The 18,508-nt window shown below is 70.9% G+C and carries 16 protein-coding genes; 6 read left to right on the forward strand and 10 right to left on the reverse strand.

The window, feature by feature from the left end:
• Positions 1-483: 483 nt before the first annotated feature.
• A complete protein-coding gene (locus tag OHO83_RS31165) occupies positions 484-1,494 on the forward strand; it encodes a YncE family protein (RefSeq protein ID WP_266669899.1) in 1,011 nt (336 codons plus the stop codon).
• Between the two features lie 476 nt (positions 1,495-1,970).
• Here the strand turns inward: OHO83_RS31165 and OHO83_RS31170 are convergent, their stop codons facing one another.
• Both OHO83_RS31170 and OHO83_RS31175 read right to left on the reverse strand, forming a co-directional pair.
• The gene (locus tag OHO83_RS31170; RefSeq protein ID WP_266669897.1) at positions 1,971-2,558 is read right to left on the reverse strand and encodes a hypothetical protein; all 588 of its coding nucleotides are present in this window, start codon (positions 2,556-2,558) and stop codon (positions 1,971-1,973) included.
• A 377-nt stretch (positions 2,559-2,935) separates the two neighbouring features.
• The gene (locus OHO83_RS31175) at positions 2,936-3,526 is read right to left on the reverse strand and encodes a hypothetical protein (protein ID WP_330280056.1); all 591 of its coding nucleotides are present in this window, start codon (positions 3,524-3,526) and stop codon (positions 2,936-2,938) included.
• Between the two features lie 927 nt (positions 3,527-4,453).
• Between OHO83_RS31175 and OHO83_RS31180 the strand changes: the two genes are divergently transcribed.
• Entirely contained in the window at positions 4,454-4,702 is a 249-nt protein-coding gene (locus OHO83_RS31180; protein ID WP_266669893.1) for a hypothetical protein, read from the forward strand.
• A 65-nt stretch (positions 4,703-4,767) separates the two neighbouring features.
• Entirely contained in the window at positions 4,768-4,959 is a 192-nt protein-coding gene (locus tag OHO83_RS31185) for a hypothetical protein (RefSeq protein WP_100592578.1), read from the forward strand.
• A 6-nt stretch (positions 4,960-4,965) separates the two neighbouring features.
• Here the strand turns inward: OHO83_RS31185 and OHO83_RS31190 are convergent, their stop codons facing one another.
• From OHO83_RS31190 to OHO83_RS31210, 5 genes are all read right to left on the reverse strand, one after another.
• Entirely contained in the window at positions 4,966-5,400 is a 435-nt protein-coding gene (locus OHO83_RS31190) for a VOC family protein (protein WP_266669891.1), read from the reverse strand.
• Between the two features lie 65 nt (positions 5,401-5,465).
• On the reverse strand, positions 5,466-6,497 hold the full coding sequence (locus OHO83_RS31195) for a TolB family protein (protein WP_330280057.1): 1,032 nt from the start codon (positions 6,495-6,497) through the stop codon (positions 5,466-5,468).
• Complete coding sequence (locus tag OHO83_RS31200; RefSeq protein ID WP_329435495.1) at positions 6,494-7,822, reverse strand: MFS transporter; 1,329 nt, start codon at positions 7,820-7,822, stop codon at positions 6,494-6,496. Before OHO83_RS31200 ends, OHO83_RS31195 begins: the two co-directional genes overlap by 4 nt.
• A 1-nt stretch (position 7,823) precedes the next feature.
• Complete coding sequence (locus OHO83_RS31205) at positions 7,824-8,711, reverse strand: alkaline phosphatase family protein (RefSeq protein WP_266669885.1); 888 nt, start codon at positions 8,709-8,711, stop codon at positions 7,824-7,826.
• Positions 8,712-8,811: 100 nt separating this feature from the next.
• Positions 8,812-9,243: a VOC family protein gene (locus tag OHO83_RS31210; RefSeq protein WP_329435496.1), complete on the reverse strand. Its 432-nt coding sequence runs from the start codon at positions 9,241-9,243 to the stop codon at positions 8,812-8,814.
• Between the two features lie 307 nt (positions 9,244-9,550).
• Between OHO83_RS31210 and OHO83_RS31215 the strand changes: the two genes are divergently transcribed.
• Positions 9,551-12,544, forward strand: coding sequence for a bifunctional [glutamine synthetase] adenylyltransferase/[glutamine synthetase]-adenylyl-L-tyrosine phosphorylase (locus tag OHO83_RS31215; protein ID WP_329435498.1), 2,994 nt, complete (start codon positions 9,551-9,553; stop codon positions 12,542-12,544).
• A 10-nt stretch (positions 12,545-12,554) separates the two neighbouring features.
• Here the strand turns inward: OHO83_RS31215 and OHO83_RS31220 are convergent, their stop codons facing one another.
• On the reverse strand, positions 12,555-13,163 hold the full coding sequence (locus OHO83_RS31220; RefSeq protein ID WP_266669878.1) for a TetR/AcrR family transcriptional regulator: 609 nt from the start codon (positions 13,161-13,163) through the stop codon (positions 12,555-12,557).
• Between the two features lie 147 nt (positions 13,164-13,310).
• Here OHO83_RS31220 and OHO83_RS31225 point away from each other — a divergent pair, with 147 nt between their 5' ends.
• Together OHO83_RS31225 and OHO83_RS31230 are read left to right on the forward strand one after the other, a co-directional pair.
• Positions 13,311-14,780, forward strand: coding sequence for an APC family permease (locus tag OHO83_RS31225; RefSeq protein ID WP_330280058.1), 1,470 nt, complete (start codon positions 13,311-13,313; stop codon positions 14,778-14,780).
• Positions 14,781-14,835: 55 nt separating this feature from the next.
• On the forward strand, positions 14,836-16,413 hold the full coding sequence (locus tag OHO83_RS31230) for an amidohydrolase (protein ID WP_330280059.1): 1,578 nt from the start codon (positions 14,836-14,838) through the stop codon (positions 16,411-16,413).
• Here OHO83_RS31230 and OHO83_RS31235 read toward each other — a convergent pair.
• Together OHO83_RS31235 and OHO83_RS31240 are read right to left on the reverse strand one after the other, a co-directional pair.
• On the reverse strand, positions 16,394-17,257 hold the full coding sequence (locus tag OHO83_RS31235; protein ID WP_266669872.1) for a phosphatase PAP2 family protein: 864 nt from the start codon (positions 17,255-17,257) through the stop codon (positions 16,394-16,396). The two genes, OHO83_RS31230 and OHO83_RS31235, sit on opposite strands and share 20 nt — an antisense overlap.
• 93 nt (positions 17,258-17,350) lie before the next feature.
• Positions 17,351-18,388 (reverse strand): LacI family DNA-binding transcriptional regulator, encoded by a 1,038-nt coding sequence (locus tag OHO83_RS31240; RefSeq protein ID WP_266669870.1) that lies wholly within the window; start codon positions 18,386-18,388, stop codon positions 17,351-17,353.
• Positions 18,389-18,508: the final 120 nt, after the last annotated feature.

Raw genomic sequence — 18,508 nt, forward strand, 5'->3', positions numbered from 1 at the left:
GGCACAGGGGTAACCGGACCAGGGCCTCAGCCGCGTGCTCAGAGGCTTGGCCAGGGAAGCCCGTCGGGAGGTGTCGGAGTGGCTGAGGCCGCACGACTCCTGCTCGTACCGCGTGACGTCCACATCGCCAGCAGCGCGGGCGGTCCCCACGGCCCTGTAGCACTGTTCGCTGCCACGCTTCGAGGGGCTCGGCCGGGATCGGCCCGCTGCCCTCGGCCGCGGCCTCGGTTACTGAGCCCGTGGGAGAAGTCGCGGCAAGCGGTCACGTTCAGCGCAGTCCGGCTGGCAGAGCACCGTGGCGGGCCAAAGGATGTGCTGTGACGGTCGTGGACACTCTTTGCTGCTCAGCCGTCGCACTCATCATGACGGCTCCCAGGAGCCGACCGGCCTGGAGGAAGAATGTCCCGAACTCTCCCTGAGCTTCTGCCAGGCGACGTCCCCGCATCCCCACGCCGTGGCGCACGGCGCCCGTGGCTCGGCCGGTTGAGCGTCATCCTGGCGGCATTCTCCGTCCCCCTCCTGTCCGCCACGGCTCCTCACGCCTTTGCAGCGCCGCACAAAGACCTGCGCAGTGATCGACTTTATGTCGTCAACGGCGGCTCGGGCACCGTGTCGGTGATCGACACCAGGACCAACGCGTTCGTGGGCTCTCCGATCCATGTCGGTAAAGGTCCCGTCGGGGTGGCCGTCGACAGTGTCCGCGGTCGTGCTTACGTGGCCAATTCCGGCTCGGGCACGGTGTCGGTGATCAACACCAGGACCAAATCGGTCGTGGGCTCTCCGATCCGCGTCGGTAAAGGTCCCGTCGGGGTGGCCGTCGACAGTGTCCGCGGTCGTGCCTACGTGGCCAATTCCGGCTCGGGCACGGTGTCGGTGATCAACACCAGGACCAAATCGGTCGTGGGCTCTCCGATCCGCGTCGGCAAAGGTCCCGTCGGGGTGGCCGTCGACAGTGTCCGCGGTCGTGCCTACGTGGCCAATTCCGGCTCGGGCACGGTGTCGGTGATCAACACCAGGACCAAATCGGTCGTGGGCTCCCCGATCCGCGTCGGCAAAGGCCTCGCCGGGGTGGCCGTCGACAGTGTCCGCGGTCGTGCCTACGTGGCCAATTCCGGCTCGGGCACGGTGTCGGTGATCAACACCAAGACCAAATCCGTCGTGGGCTCCCCGATCCACGTCGGCAAAGGCCCCGCCGGGGTGGCCGTCGACGGCGTCCGCGGTCGCGCCTATGTGACCAACTCCGACTCGAACACCGTGTCGCTGATCAAGGCCAGAACCCACGCGGTCGTCGGCTCCCCGATCCTCGTCCGCTACGGTCCCGCCTGGGTGGCCACCGACGCCCTCCGCGGTCGCGCCTACGTGACCAACTCCGGCTCGGACAGCGTGTCGGTGATCGACACCAGGACCAACGCGGTCGTCGGCTCCCCGATCCCCGTTGGCAACGCCCCTGCCGGGGTGGCATTGGGGAAGTCGCGCCGGCCCGCGCATCACTGACCCTTCGAGATCGCAGTCGGGCGCCGAAGGGCACCTACGCAGCGAACCTTGATGATCAGGGACAGCTCTGCTGCGGCAGGCGCTCACCTACCCCGACCGATTGCCGTCAGTGCAACGGGAGGTCGCCGTGGCGGGCCGGCTCCGACCGACGCGGGCGACGATCCGACCTTCGTCGATGCGGAACAGCCGGGCACTCGTATCCGCGTACGTCACGGACGGACTCGCCCAACTCCCGTGCCATGTCCGCGAGGTACTCACGCACAGCCTGCGCGAGCGTGGCGCCATAAGGGCTTCGCTTCTTCAGTCCAGCCGCGAGGTGCGTGGTGTGGGCCTTCGCATGCGCCGCGGCAAGTTGCAGTGGACGGCGGAAGCGGGGGTGCCGGCTCGTTGCCCGAACCGTTCAACTGCCCAAACCGACGGTTTGGCTGGGCCCCCACCTGAACGCTGGATCCTGAGCCCATGCTCCACGGAAGCGTTCAGCGCAGGTGGAAAGGCGGCCCTTGGGCGCAGCCGGGGGGTGTGTTGTTGCCGCTCACGTCGAAGTCTGCACACGTAAGGAAAAGATCGTTGAACTTACCGAGAAGGAAAGCGATGATCCCGATGGCCACCGTGATGCCGACAGCTCCGAAACGCTCCATCGTGGGAAGTTCGTCGTAGTCGGACATCAGGATTTTCGACGGCAGCCAGGTCAGATACGGGGCGCTGAACATGGTGATCGCGACCTCGAAGTAATGGAGATAGTGAAAACCCCCGCCGCCTCGTGGTGCGGTCATACCCAGAACGATCCACAGGGACGGCAGTAGCAGTGCGATCCATTTGCGCCACGGTACGGTAACTCGCCTGCGCAGTACCAGGCCTGTGAGAAGGACGGATGTGGCCACCGCCCACAGGGCCAGCACATCGTCGAAGAAGATGGCGTTGTACGCACCGAACGTGAAAGCGGGCCACCAGATGACCAGAGTTCCACCCGCTGCCGCGGTGGCGGTGGCACGAAGAACCGAGTGGATTTCGGGTAGATGGCGCTTTCTGTTTCGGCTCGGGTCGCGGGGCTCTTTGTCTGTCATTACGCTCCGCCAATTGACCATGAACTTCTCAGTGGGGCGACGCCTTCTATTCGCCTTATTTGAGAGATGTGTGCAGCTCGGGTGACTCTGTATGGTCGCGACTCTCCGCGTTCCGGCAAACACGCCGTTGTGATAGTGGCACGGTGCTGCCGGCTGCTGCCCGTACAGTGCGCCGGCAGCTGACGCGAGATCCGCCAACCCGTCGGTGCAGTAGCTGACTAAAAGCAACGCCTGATGCGAGCCGTCGGCTGAGCGACACCTGGCCCAACCATGGAGAAGGAGCGCAGCCCAGAGCCGGGGCCATCCGTCGGACAGAGAGGTCTACGATCCTCGCGCGCCACGCCCTTCACCGGCCTGGCCGAGCTGGTGCACCGGCACTAGAAGGGGGCCTCGATGCGGGTCTGGACCTGGGTGTCGCCGGTGGGCGGGTCGACCGGGATCTGGATGCCGAACCCGCCGTCGTCGGAAGTGCCGCTTTCGTTGACGCCGTCGGGGTCTTCCTGGTGGCGTGTGTCGCTCTGGGCCTGGGTGTCGCCGGTGGGCGGGTCGACCGGGATCTGGATGCCGAACCCGCCGTCGTCGGAAGTGCCGCTTTCGTTGACGCCGTCAGGGTCTTCCGTGTGGCGCGCGCCGCTGTCGCTGCCACGGTCATGGTCGCGGTCGTAATCGGAACCCCAGTGACCGCCGCCCCATTCGTTGACGCCGTCGGGGTTTTCTCCGTGGCGTGTGTCGCTCTGGACCTGGGTGTCGCCGGTGGGCGGGTCGACCGGGAACTGGACGCCGAACCCGCCGTCGTCGGAAGTGCCGCTTTCGTTGGCGCCGTCAGGGTCGTCATCCAAGGCGACCGGGCCGTGCTGCAGGGCTACCGGTGCGGCCATGGCGGTCATGGGCAGTGCCAGGCTGCCGCCGGCCAGTACCGCTGAAGCCGTGACCACCACGAGACGGCGATTCCAGGAACGCTTGGTCATCGGAATTCTCTATTCGGTATTGTGGGGGTTCCGCATTTGCCCCGCATTGAATTCCGGGATATACGCGGATCCCTGTTTTCCGGGTCCGCCTCGACGCGACCTGCTTCCAGTGGATCAGGCTGGAAGCCTCTTGGTGCGTCACGACCGGACGTGAATTGACGAGCGAAAAGCCGGCGGCTTGGTGGGTGCTGAGCCGCTCGTTCGCACAGCGGAAAACCGTTTCCAAAGGGGTCGGCCCCGATGTCGGGCACCCCTCCTACGGCCAGACGGCAGTTCGTCACACGTCCTCGTGGGTACGGTTCGGACGTGGAATGACATGCGCTCCGGCTCTTGATCGCGTCGCGGGCGCGACCGCCCTGTCATCCGAGATCTTCTTGTGCGGCGATTATACCTCCGCTTTACCGGTTCGATCAGCCGGCCGACCGGCTCTGCCGTCTGTAAAAGCGATGCCATATATGTGACCGGAGATGCAATGAAGAATGGCACATTCGCATCATGGAGGGCATTGGGCCATTGGTCGCGGACTGGGCGCCGGCCTATCCGGCGGCCTATTCCCGGCCGCCGAAAGGCGGTGACCCGCAGCCCGGCGGAGCCTCAGAACTGCGACGGAGCTCTGACGATCGTCACCCTCGCCCAGGAAGTCGGCGCCCCCCGAAACGCACTCACCCATCGCCACCTGGGCCTCAGAAACGACTTCTATGCCCAGGTCAAAGCACGCGGCCAAATGCCGGACTCCGACCCTCGCCTGCGCAAGCAGATGTCAGCTGGGAGGAGTTGAGTACCGCTCCGAGGCGACCGCGTTCGAGCTGTGGAAGAACCTGCCGGTGCTGTAAGGCACTTGGACCGGAGCGGGGCGCGTGACGTGTCCCGCCCCTTTGGCGTTGTGCCGGTCGCTACCGTGGTCGGGGAGCGAGAAGGGAGCGCATCATGGCCGAGCCGCTCAAGACCCTCGTCGACGGGGTCGAGGTCGAGGTGCCCAACAGCATCCCCGCCATCCGCGAGGCCCTGCCGGAGAACCGGCGCGACGAGTTCGACCGGGAGATCAACGCGGCCGGGGTGCACGAGATCCACGCCGTGATGCGCCACTGGATGCTGGAGGCCGTGCCCGACCCGGCCGCCGACGCCATCATGGACCGGCTCGCCCGCGAGGAAGCGGAGAGGGCCGGAGCCGCGTGAGCCATCGTCATCGTCGCCGCCACCGCATCGCGTACGCGCCGCCCGCCGACGACACCCTCGCGAAGATGGCGGGACCCGTGCCGTTCAGGGCGGAGCTGGAACGCACCCTCGGCGTCGACCCGTACGGACACGGGTCCCTCCCCATCGGCCGGTGGGCGGACCGCAGGGAGGCGACCGTGCGCGGCGTCATCGTCCGGTACTACGTCTCCGGGTCGATCCTGGTCGTGACGGTGGTGCGGCTGATCCCGGAGCCGTGAGCCGGGTCAGCCCCGGTGCTGTTCGCTCAGCAGCTCGTGCAGCGGCTGCGTGGCACGCTTGCGGTACTCCTGGATCGCCCAGCCGTTGCCGTCCGGGTCGGTGAAGTACATGAACGTGCCGCCGTCGTCCGGCGCGTACTGCTGGGGCTCCGACACGTCGAGGCCACGCGCCGTCAGTTCCGCGTGGGCCGCCTTGATGTCCGCGACCACGAGCTGCAGGCCGTGGTATGTGCCCGGCTGCGGGGTGCCCGTGGGGTTCGGGACGCCCTCGGCGAGTGTCACCGAACAGCCGGAGCCGGGCGGGGTGAGCTGGACGATCCGGACGCCCGGCATCACCTCGCGGTCCACGTCGACGCCGAATCCGACCTTGTTCGTGTAGAAGTCCTTCGCCCGGTCCAGGTCCGAGACGGGCAGTTGAATCACTTCCAGGGTCATGTCCATCGCCCCAGCCTTGCGGGTCGTGGGCCCGCCTGCCACCTGTATGCGCGGTTCCGGATCGCGGCCCGTCACAGGTACGCCGGTGACACCGCGGCCTTTGTGAGGCGGTGCGGAGCGCCTGTGCCGTCCGCCGGGACGGTGTAGAGGTCCGCGCCGTAGTCGCCGGGCAGCGCGTACGTGAGCGTGTGTGCGTCGCTCCAGACCGCCTGGTCGTCGACGCTGCGCGTCTCCGCCAGAGGCGTCTCGTGGAGCGTGCGCAGGTCGAGTACGTACAGCCGCCAAGGGGCGTCCACGGAAAGGCCCTTCACGCGCTTCTTGTACGCGATGCGGGTGCCGTCGGGGGAGAGGGACGGGCACTCGACGTTCTGGTGGACGGTGGTCAGCGTCCGGGTGCGCAGATCGCCCCGTACGAGGTAGGTCTTCCCGTGCGTCGCGAGCGTCGCGTAGAAGTGGCGGTCGTCCGCCGCGAACGTGATGCCCCAGAAGTTGATGTCCGCCGCGCGGTAGGTCCGGCCGTCCTTGACGACCCGGAAGTCCTCGAGCGTCGGCGTGAGGTGACCCGTGCGGGTGTCCACGATCGCCGCGCGCGTCGAGAAGTTCGTGCCCGCGTAACTGTCGCCGCCCACGAACACCGTCCACGCCGCGTACCGCCCGCTCGGCGACACGCGGGCGCGGGACGGGATGCCCGGCAGCGCGTAGTGGGCCTTCTCCTTGAGCCGCGCGTCCAGGACGTGCGCCGTGTACGTGTCCTGCATCGCGCCCCGTTCGGCCCGCAGGCAGACGGCCGTGCCCGAAGCGGCGTAGAACCGCAGGCACTTGACGCCCGACGCGGTGCGGGGCGCGTCCGGGCGGCCCGCCGGGACCGTGGTGAGCTCGTCCCGGTGGGGGCCCCACGCCATGTTGCGGAAGACGAGGTGGCGGGGAGCCCCGCTGGCCTCGGCCGGCAGGGTCACCCGGCCCGCCGTGACCATCGGGCCGCCCGCGTGCGCCTCGTTCCTGCGGTCGGCGCGCGCCGCCGCGTGCCGGACCGAGGCGGTCGCGACGGCCGCCAGGGCGATGACCACGGCGACGAGAACGAGCAGCCTGTTACGTGTCGTCATGCGGGTACTACCTCCGCGGGGGTGGGAGCTGTGGGCCGGAAGGCGTACGCCACCGCCGCGCCCGCCGCCAGCGCGACCGTGGCCGCGCCCAGAGCGGTGCGGTCGCCCCACGCCGTCCAGGCGGCGCCGAAGCCGATCGAGCAGACGAAGCGCGCCAGCGCCTGGCCGGTCTGGACGACGGCGAGCCCCGACGAGCGCAGTTCCTGGGGGATGGCGGTGGAGGCCGCCGCCATCAGGACGCCGTCCGTCGCCGCGTAGAAGCAGCCGTGCAGCGCCAGGACCGCGTACGGCAGGGCGGAGCCGTGCCACGGGGAGAGCAGCAGGCCGTACGCGGCGAGGAGCGCGGCGTGGCCGGCGAGGAACACGCGCCAGCTGCCGAGGCGGTCCGCGAGCCGCCCCAGGGGCGCCGCCAGGAGCAGGAACGCGGCCGCCGTGCCCAGGGGGAGCAGCGCGAACCACTGGTCGGGGACGCCCAGGCGGCGCTGGAGAAGCAGGTAGATGAAGGAGTCGCTGACCGTGGCGAGGCCGAGGAGCAGGGCGCAGACCGTGGTGCGGCGCACTTCGCGGCGGCGCAGGAGAGCGAGCGCGGACCGGAAGGTGGGGAGCGCGGGTGCGGGGCGGCTGTCCTCGGCGGTCTCCAGCGCGGGTGCGGGGCGGCTGTCCTCGGCGGTCACCTGCTCGGCTCCGTGCCGGCGGGGGACGAAGAGCAGCAGGACCAGTACGCCCAGTGCCGCGACGCAGAAGCTGACGGTGAAGACCGCGTCGTAGCCGTCCGTCGTCGCGCGCAGGATCAGGAAGGCGGCGAGGGGGCCGAGGAGGGCGCCCGTCGTGTCCATCGCCCGGTGCACGCCGAAGGCCCTGCCGCGGGTGGCCGGGGTGCTGCTCAGGGAGATCAGGGCGTCCCGCGGAGCCGTGCGCAGCCCCTTCCCGGTGCGGTCGGCCGCCAGGACCATGCCGATGGTGGGCAGAGTGGCGGCCAGCAGGAGCAGGGGCTTGCAGAGCGCCGACAGCCCGTAGCCGAACAGGGCGACACTCTTGTGGCGGCCGCCTCCCCGGTCCGCGAAGTGGCCGCCGACGAGGCGCACCAGCGCCGAGAAGCCGTTGTAGACGCCGTCCAGGAGGCCGAAGCCGAGGGGGGAGAGACCGAGTCCCGCGACGAGGTAGAGCGGCAGGACGGCCGTGACCATCTCGGAGGAGACGTCGGTGATCAGGCTGACCGAGCCGAGGGCCAGGACCGTGGGGGCGATCGCGGTGCCGCGCCGCCCGGCCGGTGGCCGGGCGGCGGGTTCCGCGGACGCCGCGGCGCGGCTGTCCGCTACGTACATGTCAGGACGTCCAGATGCCCGTGATGTCCTTGCCCGACGCCGCGTTGCCCGCGTGCGGGAGGCCGTGCATGTCCTCGATCGTGCGCAGGACGTCGTAGTGGTTGTAGGTGGTCGCCGAGGTGGCGCCCGGGGTGACCTGCTGGCCGTAGAGGACCGTCGGGATCTTGTTGCCGGCCAGGCGGTTGTCCTCGTCGAAGGTGACGACGAGCAGGCTGTTGTGCGTCTTCGCCCAGGTCGCGTAGGCGGAAAGGTTGTTCTTCAGCCAGGTGTCACCGGTCGACACCGAGCAGTCGTGCATGTCGCTGCACAGGTCGGGGACCACGAAGGAGACCTGGGGGAGCGTCGAGTAGTCCGAGGGGAACTGCGCGAACGTCTTCGCCGTGGAGGTGGGGACGTTGCTGAACCCGAACCACGGGTTGTGCTTGCGCGCGTAGTCGCCGGACGAGCAGGTGGTCGAACCCTGGCTCGGCAGGCCCTCGTTGTAGCTGCCCCAGGTCTTGCCGGCGGCGATCAGCTCGGAGGCCAGGTTGGGCTGCGAGGAGAAGCCGGGCGTGTAGCAGCTGTCGTCCGTGATGCCCTGGGTGGCGCCCGAGAACAGCGCGAAGTAGTTCGGCTGGCTCGGGTGCGTCAGCGCGTACGAGGCCGAGAGGCCGGCGCCGTTCGTCTTGAGGCTGTTGATGTACGGGGCGCTGGAGGAGCCGATCACCTGGTTGTAGGCGTGGTTCTCGAAGACCACGACCACGGTGTGGTCCGGGGTGGGGACGCCCGCCGCGGCCTGCGCGGACGAGCCGCCCACACCGGACCAGAGCGCGACCGCGGCGGCGGTCAGGGCGAAGGCCGACGCGAGCGCCGCGGTGCGGCCGCGTCGGAACAGTGATCTGCCAAGCACGTGAGACCTCCGGTGGGGGGAGAGACGGCGGCGGTGCGGCTAGAGCATGCACACGCCAAGATGCCCCTGTCCCACGCACATGTGAAGGGCGGGTGAACCCTCAGCGCTCCGAGAGTGGGGCCGGCGCCTGCTGCACCGTCCAGCCGTTGCCGTCCGGGTCGGCGAAGAACATGAACGAGTTCCACACGTCACCGGGCCCGTCCTCCCAGCCCTTGGCGCCCACGTGCTGCACCGGGCTCACGTCCACGCCCCGTTCCAGCAGCTCGGCCCGTGCCGCGTCGATGTCCGTCACGCACATCTGGATGCCGGTCAGCGACCCCGGCAGCATCGCCCGCTGCCCCGGCGCGCCCGGCAGGCCCTGCTCCAGGGCGATCGAACAGCGCGACCCGGGCGGCGTCAGCTGCACGATACGGACGCCCTCCGTGACGACCTGGTCCACGTCGACCTTGAAGCCGAGCCCGTTCGTGTAGAAGTCCTTCGCCCGGTCGACGTCCGACACGGGCACGACGACCACTTCGAGGGTCCAGTCCATGGGTGCTCCCTTTCCGGCTGCGGTTTTCGACTGCGTTCTCGGACGTGAGCGTGTGCCGGCCGCGCGAAGCGCCGCCGCCCGTCCGGCCGTACGGAGCACCGGCCGTCAACTCAGGGCCTTTCGTGTGGAACGGGCCGGGCTCGTCCGTTCCACACGAAAGGCCCTGAGCCAGAGGTTCCGCATTCGTCATGATCCGCCCCCCGCTCTCCCGATGCTCCCGTCAAAGGGCAGACCCCGCACGCGGGCGGAACTCACCGGCGAAGCCTTAGGCTCTGGACCAGTGCGTGAACGAACAGGAGGCCGTTCGATGTCGGTGCCGCAAGGGCGCAGGAGCAGTACGTTCACGCGGCTGCTGCGGCACGGTTTCACGGATCCCTCCGCCGCCGAGCGGCTCCTCGACGTGCCGGACCTCTCCGCCGTGCGCTCCGACCCGCTGCTCCTCGACGCCCTCGGCGCCACCGCCGACCCCGATCTGGCCCTCCTCGGGCTCGTCCGGCTCGTCGAGGCGCAGGCCGGTGACCCCGAGCGCCGGGAGCTCCTCGACACGCTCATCACGGCCAAGCCCCTGCGCGACCGGCTCCTCGGCGTCCTCGGCGCGTCCGAGGCGCTCGCCGACCACCTGGCCCGGCACCCGCTGGACTGGCAGGCCCTCGTCACCTACGAGCCGTCCGACCTGCACCCCGGTGTGGAGGAGTTCGAGCGGGGCCTCGCGGACGCCGGCGACCCGAACTCCCTGCGGGTCGCCTACCGGCGCTGCCTCCTGTCGATCGCCGCCCGCGACGTGTGCGGGACGACCGACATCGCCCAGACCGCCGCCGAACTCGCCGACCTGGCCACGGCCACCCTGCGTGCGGCCCTCGCCATGGCGCAGGCGGACGCGCCGGGCGACGCCGCGCTGTGCCGGCTCGCGGTCATCGCGATGGGCAAGTGCGGCGGCCACGAACTCAACTACGTCTCCGACGTGGACGTCATCTTCGTGGGCGAGGCCGTGGAGGGCGCCGACGAGGGCAAGGCGATCCAGGCCGCGACCCGGCTCGCCTCGCACATGATGCGGATCTGCTCCGACACGACCGTCGAAGGCACGATCTGGCCCGTCGACGCCAACCTGCGCCCCGAGGGGCGCAACGGCCCCCTCGTGCGGACGCTCTCCTCGCATCTCGCCTACTACCAGCGGTGGGCCAAGACCTGGGAGTTCCAGGCGCTGCTCAAGGCGCGGCCGGTCGCCGGTGACCTCGAACTCGGCGACGCGTACGTCAGGACGCTCTCGCCCCTCGTCTGGCAGGCCGCCGAGCGCGAGAACTTCGTGCCCGACGTGCAGAGGATGCGCAAGCGCGTCGTCGAGAACATCCCCGCAGGTGAGGTCGACCGGGAGCTGAAGCTGGGGCCCGGCGGGCTCCGGGACGTCGAATTCGCCGTACAGCTGCTGCAGTTGGTGCATGGCAGGGCCGACCTCTCGCTGCGCAGCGGCACCACTCTGGACGCGCTGGCCGCCCTCGCCGACGGCGGGTACGTGGGGCGGGTCGACGCGGTCCAGCTCGACGACGCCTACCGCTTCCTGCGCACCCTCGAACACCGCATCCAGCTCTACAGGCTGAGGCGTACGCACCTCGTCCCCGAGGGCGACGCGGACCTGCGGCGCACCGGGCGCTCCATGGGGATGCGGACCGAGCCGATCACCGAACTCCACCGGGCCTGGCGGCGCCACACCTCGGTCGTGCGGCGCCTGCACGAGAAGCTCTTCTACCGGCCGCTGCTCGACGCCGTGGCGCAACTCGCCTCCGGCGAGACCAGGTTGAGCACCGAGGCGGCACGCGAACGGCTCGTCGCCCTCGGCTACCACGACCCGAGTGCCGCGCTGAGGCACCTGGAGGCGCTGGCGTCCGGCGTGACCCGCAAGGCGGCGATCCAGCGGACGCTGCTCCCGGTGCTCCTCGGCTGGTTCGCCGACTCCGCCGACCCGGACGCCGGGCTGCTCAACTTCCGCAAGGTGTCCGACGCGCTGGGCAAGACGCCCTGGTACCTGCGCCTGCTGCGGGACGAGGGCGCGGCCGCGGAGAACCTCGCCCGCGTGCTCTCGGCCGGGCGGCTCGCGCCCGATCTGCTGATGCGCGCGCCGGAGGCCGTCGCCCTCCTCGGCGACCAGCGGGGCCTCGAACCGCGCGGGCACGCCCAGCTGGAGCAGGAGGTGCTCGCCGCGGTCGGGCGCGCGGACGGCGCCGAGCAGGCGGTCGCCGCGGCCCGCGGCGTGCGGCGGCGTGAGCTGTTCCGTACGTCGGCCGCCGACATCATCGCCTCGTACGGCACCGAGGACACGCCCGCCGAGGCCGACCAGGGCGCCCTGGTGGACCGCGTCGGCGGCGCGGTCTCCGACATCACGGCCGCGACCCTCGCCGGGACGCTGCGGGCCGTCGTGCGCGAGGGGTGGGGGGACGAGCTGCCCACCCGGTTCTGCGTCATCGCCATGGGGCGGTTCGGCGGACACGAGCTCGGCTACGGGTCGGACGCCGACGTGCTGTTCGTGCACGAGCCGCGCGAGGGCGTCGACGACCAGGAGGCGGCGAAGGCCGCGAACCGCGTCGTGTCCGAGATGCGGCGGCTGCTCGCCCTGCCGAGCGCGGATCCGCCGCTCCTCATCGACGCGGACCTGCGGCCCGAGGGCAAGTCGGGTCCGGTCGTGCGCACCCTCAAGTCCTATGAGGCGTACTACCGGCGATGGTCCCTGGTGTGGGAGTCGCAGGCGCTCCTGCGGGCCGAACCGGTCGCGGGCGACCTGGACCTGGGGCGGCGCTTCATCGACCTCATCGACCCGCTGCGGTTCCCGGCCGAGGGGCTCGGCGAGGACGCCGTGCGCGAGATCCGGCGGCTCAAGGCGCGGATGGAGTCCGAGCGGCTGCCGCGCGGCGCGGACCCGACGCTGCACACGAAGCTGGGCCGCGGCGGGCTCTCCGACGTCGAGTGGACGGTCCAGCTCCTCCAGCTCCAGCAGGGGTGGGCGGAGCCGGGGCTGCGCACGACCCGCACCCGTGAGGCGCTCGCCGCGGCGTGCGCGGCGGAGCTGATCCCGGGTGAGGAGGCGGCGATTCTCGACGAGGCGTGGGTCCTCGCGTCCCGGGTGCGCGGCGCGGTCATGCTGGTGCGCGGCCGTCCGGGCGACACGTTCCCGTCCGACGGGCGTGAGCTCGCGGCGGTGGGGCGGTACTTGGGCTACGACCCCGGCCACGTCGGCGACATGCTGGAGGACTACCGCCGCATGACGCGGAGGGCGCGCGCGGTGATGGAGGAGCGCTTCTACGGGGCGTAGCCCCCGTGGGTCACCTCCGCAGCGTGGACACGTGGGCGAGGAACCCGGTCAGTGCCAGTTCGAACGCCGCGTCGGCGCGGCCCGCGCCCATCGCGGCCAGGGCCGCCGCCAGCCGCGGCGTCGCCGTCTCGTCGGCCAGTTCCCACATCGCCTCCGGCGCCGCCATGTCCAGGGCGGAGCCGAGTACGACGTTCTCCAGGCCGATGATCACCGGCATCACGTCCGGCAGGGCGAACCCGGCGTCCAGCAGGAGTCCGGCCGCGAGCTCGTACTGGTCGAGGACGCGCTGGGCCCGCACGGGTGACGTCGTGAGCAGCGGGATCGCCTTGGGGTGGGCGGCGAAGGCGGCCCGGTAGGAGCGGGCCCAGTCCGCGAGCGCCTCGGCCCACGGCCGCTCGTCGCGGGCGAGCGTCGCGGGGTCGATCGCGGCGGCGACCCGCTCGCGCAGCAGTTCCACGATCCCGTCCCGGCCGTCCACATGGTGATACACGGATCCCGTCTGGACCCCGAGCCTCGCGGCGATCCGCGGAACGCTGAAGTCGCCTTTCTCGTCGACGAGTTCGAGCGCGATCGTGGTGATCCGCTCCCTGTCCAGCAGTGGCTTGCTCGGCCGTCCCATCGTGCGCTCTCCGAATCTGAGGTCTTCCCGTATGCCCGAAGGGAGGCTACATTGCCGAAACCGAAAGCCTTTAGGTTTCGCTTCCCGGCCACCGGGACGACGCCTCCGGGACCCCCGTCCCCCGCCGCCAGAAGGGCTTCCCTCCCCATGCCCGTAACCTCACCACAGACGCAGAACAGCGCGACCGCGGCCGCCGCGGAGCCCACCCTGCGCGCCGGTACCCTCGGCACCGCCGACATCGCCTTCTTCGTCGTCTCCGCCGCCGCCCCGCTCACCGTCATGGCGGGCGTCGCCCCGTTCGCCATCGCGCTCGGAGGCATCGGCGCCCCCGTCGGCTACCTCCTCGCCGGTCTGACGCTCGCCGTCTTCGCCGTCGGCTTCACCACGATGAGCCGCCACGTGCGCAGCGCCGGCGCCTTCTACGCGTACATCACACGCGGCCTCGGCCGCTCCGTCGGCATCGGCGCCGCCCTGCTCGCCATGGTCGGCTACAACGGCATGGAGATCGGCGTCTACGGCCTGCTCGGCACCGCCACGCAGGACACCCTGCACGCCCTCTTCGGCGTCGACATCCCCTGGCTGCCCGTGTCCCTCGCGGGGCTCGTGCTCATCTGGTACGGCGGCTTCCGGTCCATCGACTTCGGGGCCAAACTCCTCGGCGTCCTGCTCTGCGCCGAGACCGGCATCCTCGTCCTGCTCGCGGGCGGCGTGCTCCTCAAGGGCGGCGCGCACGGCCTGTCCGCCGCGTCCTTCGCGCCGGGCAACGTGCTCGTCCCCGGCACCGCCGCCGTACTGGCCTTCGCCTTCGCGGCGTTCACCGGCTTCGAGTCGACCGTCATCTACCGCCGCGAGGCCCGCGACCCCGGCCGCACGGTGCGCCGCGCGACCTACATCGCGGTCGCGTTCCTCGGCCTGTTCTACGCGTTCATCGTCTGGACCGTCATCCAGGCATTCGGTGACGCCCACGTCGTCCAGGCGGCGGGCAGCGACCCGGCCGGCCTGTTCTTCTCCGCCATCACCACCTTCGTGGGCGGCTGGGCGGCAGACCTGATGCACATCCTGATCGTGACCAGCGTCCTCGCCTCGCTCCTCGCCTTCCACAACGCGATCAACCGCTACGGGCTCGCGCTCGCCGAGGAGGGCGTCCTGCCCAAGGTGTTCGGCGCGGTCCACGCCAAGCACCGCTCCCCGTACCTCGCGGGCGTCGCGCAGACCGTGCTCGGCGCGGCCGTCGTCCTCGCCTTCTGGGCCGCGGGCGCCGACCCGTACGCGCAACTGCTCCTGTGGGTGAACACCCCCGGCATGATCGGCCTGATGGCGCTCCAGCTGCTCGCCGCGATCGCCGTGCCGTTCTACTTCCGCCGCATCACCCACGAGGAGGGCGTGCTGCGCACGGTCGTCGCGCCGATCGCGGCGACGGTGCTCCTCAGCATCGCCATCGTGCTGGTCTGCACCCACCTCGACCTCTTCACGGGTGCGTCCTCCCTGGTCAACATGGCCCTCATGGCCGTGGCCCCCGCCGTCTTCGTCCTCGGCATCGGCCTCGCCCGGCGCCTGCGCCGCACCAAGCCCGACGTGTACGAGCGCTTCGCGGCGGAACCGCCCGCCGACGCATAGAGCGCAGCGCCCGCCCCTCCGGAACACAGCCCCACCCCGAACGGAGTTCACCCCTATGCCCGCAGCCGACCTCCTGCTCACCGGCGCCCGCGTCCGCACCCTCGACCCCGCGCTCCCCGAGGCGACCGCCGTGGCCGTCCGCGACGGTCTGATCGCCGCCGTGGGAGCCACCGAGGACGTCGTACGCGACTGGAGCGGACCGGGCACGGAACGTGTCGACCTCACGGGCGCGACCCTCGTGCCCGGCCTGGTGGACGCGCACAGCCACCCGGTGTGGGGCCTGGAGATGGCGACCGGAGCGGATCTGTCCGGCGTACAGAGCCTGGACGAGCTGCGGGCGGCCCTGCGCGCGGCACCCCGCGTCGACGGCTGGGTCGTCGCGTGGGGCCTCGACCACAACGCGTTCGGCGGCCGCGCCGTCGACCGAGGCCTGATCGAGGACGTCCTCGACGGGGCGCCCGCCTTCGTCCGCCTCTACGACGGGCACTCCGCGCTGGCCAGCGGGGCGGCGCTCGCGGCGGCCGGGATCACCGGACCGCGCGAGTTCGTCCAGCGCGCCGAGATCGTGTGCGACGCGGACGGCCGCCCGACCGGGCACCTCGTCGAGCACGCCGCGATGGACCTGATGCTCGCCGTCATGCCGAGGCCCTCGTTCGCCGAGCGCCGTGCCGGGCTGCTCGCGCTGCTGTCCGACATGGCCGCCACGGGCCTGACCGGTGCGCACGTCATGGACCTCGGCCACGGTGACGTCCCGCAGCTGCTCGCCTCGGTCGAGGCGGAGGCCGTGCTGCCGCTGCGGCTGCGGCTCGCGCCCTGGTGCATGCCGGGCGTCGACCGGGCCGGCCTGGACGAGCTGATCGCCGTCCAGCGCGAGGCCGGGCGGCACTGGCGGGTCGGCGGGGTCAAGTTCTTCATGGACGGCACCGTCGAGGGCGGCACCGCGTGGCTGGAGCACGCGGACTGCCACGGCCAGGGCACCGACGCGTTCTGGCCGGACCCGAAGGCGTACGCGGACGCGGTGCGGTACCTGCACGCGGCGGGCGTCGGCACCGCGACCCACGCGATCGGGGACGCCGCCGTCCGGCACGTCCTGGACACCGTCGAGTCCCTGGGCGAGAGCGGCCGGGGCGTGCACCGGATCGAGCACATCGAGACGGTCCCCGACGACACGATCCCGCGGTTCGCCGCGCTGGGCGTCGCCGCGTCGATGCAGCCGCCGCACACCGCGTACACCCGCGGCGACCACGGCGACGAGTGGTCGAAGCGCCTCGGCACCGACCGGGCCTCGCGCGCCTGGCGCATCAGGGACCTGCGGGACGCGGGCGCCGTGCTCGCGCTGGGCTCGGACTGGCCGATCGCGCACTACGACGTGCGCCGCGTCCTGTTCATGGCCCGGGTCCCCGAGGGCGCCGCCGGGCCCGCTCAGGGGCTCACGGGGCTCATGGCGCTGGAGGGCTGCACGTCACACGCGGCGCTGGCCGCGGGTGAGGACGCCGGGCGCATCGCCCCCGGTCTGCGGGCCGACCTCACGGCGTTCGGCATCGACCCGGTCGAGGCCCCGGCCGACGAGGTGGCCGAGGCGCCGGTCCGCCTGACGGCGGTCGGCGGTCACGTCACGTACCGGGGGGCGTGACCGCGGAGGTGGCTGTCGCCGGCACGAGGCGCGGCATGGTGTAGGGCAGCGCCCCGTACCAGAGCCGCGCCACCGTGAAGCCGAACGCGAGGCACAGCATGCCGCCCACCGCGTCCAGCCAGAAGTGGTTCGCGGTCGAGACGATGACGACCAGGGTCAGTGCCGGGTACAGGAGTCCGAGGACCCGCACCCACGGCGCCGAGGCCAGGGCGAAGATCGTCAGGCCGCACCACAGGGACCAGCCGATGTGCATGGACGGCATCGCCGCGTACTGGTTCGACATGTGTTTCAGGTCGCCGGACGCCATCGAGCCCCAGGTGTGGTGGACCGCGACCGTGTCGACGAAGTGGCCGCCGTTCATCAGGCGGGGCGGGGCGAGCGGGTACAGGTAGTAGCCGACCAGGGCGACCGCCGTCGTGGCGAAGAGCGCCGTCCTGGCCCCCGCGTAGCGGCCCGGATGGCAGCGGAACAGCCAGACGAGCACACCGAGCGTGACGATGAAGTGCAGTGTCGCGTAGTAGTAGTTCATGCCGACGACGAGCCATGTCACCGAATTCACGGCGTGGTTGACGCTCTGCTCGACAGCGATGGAGAGATGGTGCTCCATGCGCCAGATCCAGTCGGCGTTCCTCAGAGCCTGCGACCGCTGCTCCGGAACGGCGTTGCGGATCAGGGAGTACGTCCAGTAGCTCACCGCGATCAGCAGGATCTCGAACCAGAGCCTGGGGCGACGCGGTGTGCGTATACGGCCGAGGGGTCCCCGCCCATCGCGGCGGTCATCCGCCATGGGTGATGTGGTGGGCCCCTGCTGGCCTTCCAGTGTCGTCACGGTCGATTCACCCATAGAGACAGAGTCTGCCAGATACCGACCCCCCGCTCGATCATCCCCCGGGTGGGTCATGTACGCACGCTCTACGTCCTGCGGAGGACTGGTTACCTAGGGGCGCGCCAGACGGTCCCCTGGGGCCGAAGCAGTTGAACCGCGGACCACCAGTTCGGGCATGAAGACGAATTCGCTGTGCGGTGCGGGCGTCCCGCCGATCTCCTCGAGGAGCGTGCGGACGGCCGCCTGGCCCATCGCCGGGACCGGCTTGCGCACCGTGGTCAGGGGCGGGTCCGTGAAGGCGATCAGTGGGGAGTCGTCGAAGCCGACCACCGAGACGTCGGACGGGACGTCGAGGCCCCGCTGCCGTGCCGCCCTTATGGCGCCGAGGGCCATCATGTCGCTGGCGCACACGATCGCCGTGCAGTCCCGCTCGATGAGCGCCGTGGCAGCGGCCTGGCCACCCTCCAGCGTGTACAGCGAATGCTGCACCAGATCGCGCTCGATCTCCTCCGGGGACAGGGGCAGGAGGTCCTGCATCGTGCGTACGAACCCCTCGATCTTCCGCTGGACCGGCACGAACCGCTTCGGGCCCAGGGCGAGCCCGATCCGCGTGTGGCCCAGCGAGACGAGGTGGGTGACGGCGAGCTGCATCGCGGCCCGGTCGTCCGGCGAGATGAAAGGTGCCTGCACCTGCGGCGAGAAGCCGTCGACCAGCACGAACGGCACGCCCTGCGCGCGCAGCTGCTCGTAGCGCTGCATGTCCGCCGAGGTGTCGGCGTGCAGCCCGGAGACGAAGATGATGCCGGAGACCCCCCGGTCGACGAGCATCTCCGTGAGCTCGTCCTCGGTGGAGCCGCCGGGGGTCTGCGTGGCGAGGACCGGGGTGTAGCCCTGGCGGGTCAGGGCCTGGCCGATGACCTGGGCGAGCGCCGGGAATATGGGGTTCTCCAGCTCCGGCGTGATCAGGCCGACCAGTCCGGCGGAGCGCTGGCGCAGCCGCACGGGCCGCTCGTAGCCGAGGACGTCGAGCGCGGCAAGCACGGACTGGCGGGTGGCAGCGGCCACCCCCGGCTTGCCGTTGAGCACCCGGCTGACCGTCGCCTCGCTGACCCCCGCCTGCGCTGCGATGTCGGCCAGTCGCGCGGTCACGGGATGGGACTGTACCGGTCGCGCGTCGGACTGCCCACCGTCAACCGGTCGCCGCGTGCGGGCAGTTGAACGGCCCGCTGCGGACTGCTGCGTCATGGCGCTCCCTCGTGTGACTGGCAT

The sequence above is a fragment of the Streptomyces sp. NBC_00569 genome (assembly GCF_036345255.1).
Classification (GTDB): Bacteria; Actinomycetota; Actinomycetes; order Streptomycetales; family Streptomycetaceae; genus Streptomyces.

Bases quoted from the DNA above. Each gene is read 5' to 3' on its own strand.
- OHO83_RS31170 (WP_266669897.1), bottom strand. From the start codon at position 2,558: ATGACAGACAAAGAGCCCCGCGACCCGAGCCGAAACAGAAAGCGCCAT.
- OHO83_RS31175 (WP_330280056.1), bottom strand. From the start codon at position 3,526: ATGACCAAGCGTTCCTGGAATCGCCGTCTCGTGGTGGTCACGGCTTCA.
- OHO83_RS31180 (WP_266669893.1), top strand. From the start codon at position 4,454: ATGGCCGAGCCGCTCAAGACCCTCGTCGACGGGGTCGAGGTCGAGGTG.
- OHO83_RS31185 (WP_100592578.1), top strand. From the start codon at position 4,768: ATGGCGGGACCCGTGCCGTTCAGGGCGGAGCTGGAACGCACCCTCGGC.
- OHO83_RS31190 (WP_266669891.1), bottom strand. From the start codon at position 5,400: ATGGACATGACCCTGGAAGTGATTCAACTGCCCGTCTCGGACCTGGAC.
- OHO83_RS31195 (WP_330280057.1), bottom strand. From the start codon at position 6,497: ATGACGACACGTAACAGGCTGCTCGTTCTCGTCGCCGTGGTCATCGCC.
- OHO83_RS31200 (WP_329435495.1), bottom strand. From the start codon at position 7,822: ATGTACGTAGCGGACAGCCGCGCCGCGGCGTCCGCGGAACCCGCCGCC.
- OHO83_RS31210 (WP_329435496.1), bottom strand. From the start codon at position 9,243: ATGGACTGGACCCTCGAAGTGGTCGTCGTGCCCGTGTCGGACGTCGAC.
- OHO83_RS31215 (WP_329435498.1), top strand. From the start codon at position 9,551: ATGTCGGTGCCGCAAGGGCGCAGGAGCAGTACGTTCACGCGGCTGCTG.
- OHO83_RS31220 (WP_266669878.1), bottom strand. From the start codon at position 13,163: ATGGGACGGCCGAGCAAGCCACTGCTGGACAGGGAGCGGATCACCACG.
- OHO83_RS31225 (WP_330280058.1), top strand. From the start codon at position 13,311: ATGCCCGTAACCTCACCACAGACGCAGAACAGCGCGACCGCGGCCGCC.
- OHO83_RS31230 (WP_330280059.1), top strand. From the start codon at position 14,836: ATGCCCGCAGCCGACCTCCTGCTCACCGGCGCCCGCGTCCGCACCCTC.
- OHO83_RS31235 (WP_266669872.1), bottom strand. From the start codon at position 17,257: ATGGGTGAATCGACCGTGACGACACTGGAAGGCCAGCAGGGGCCCACC.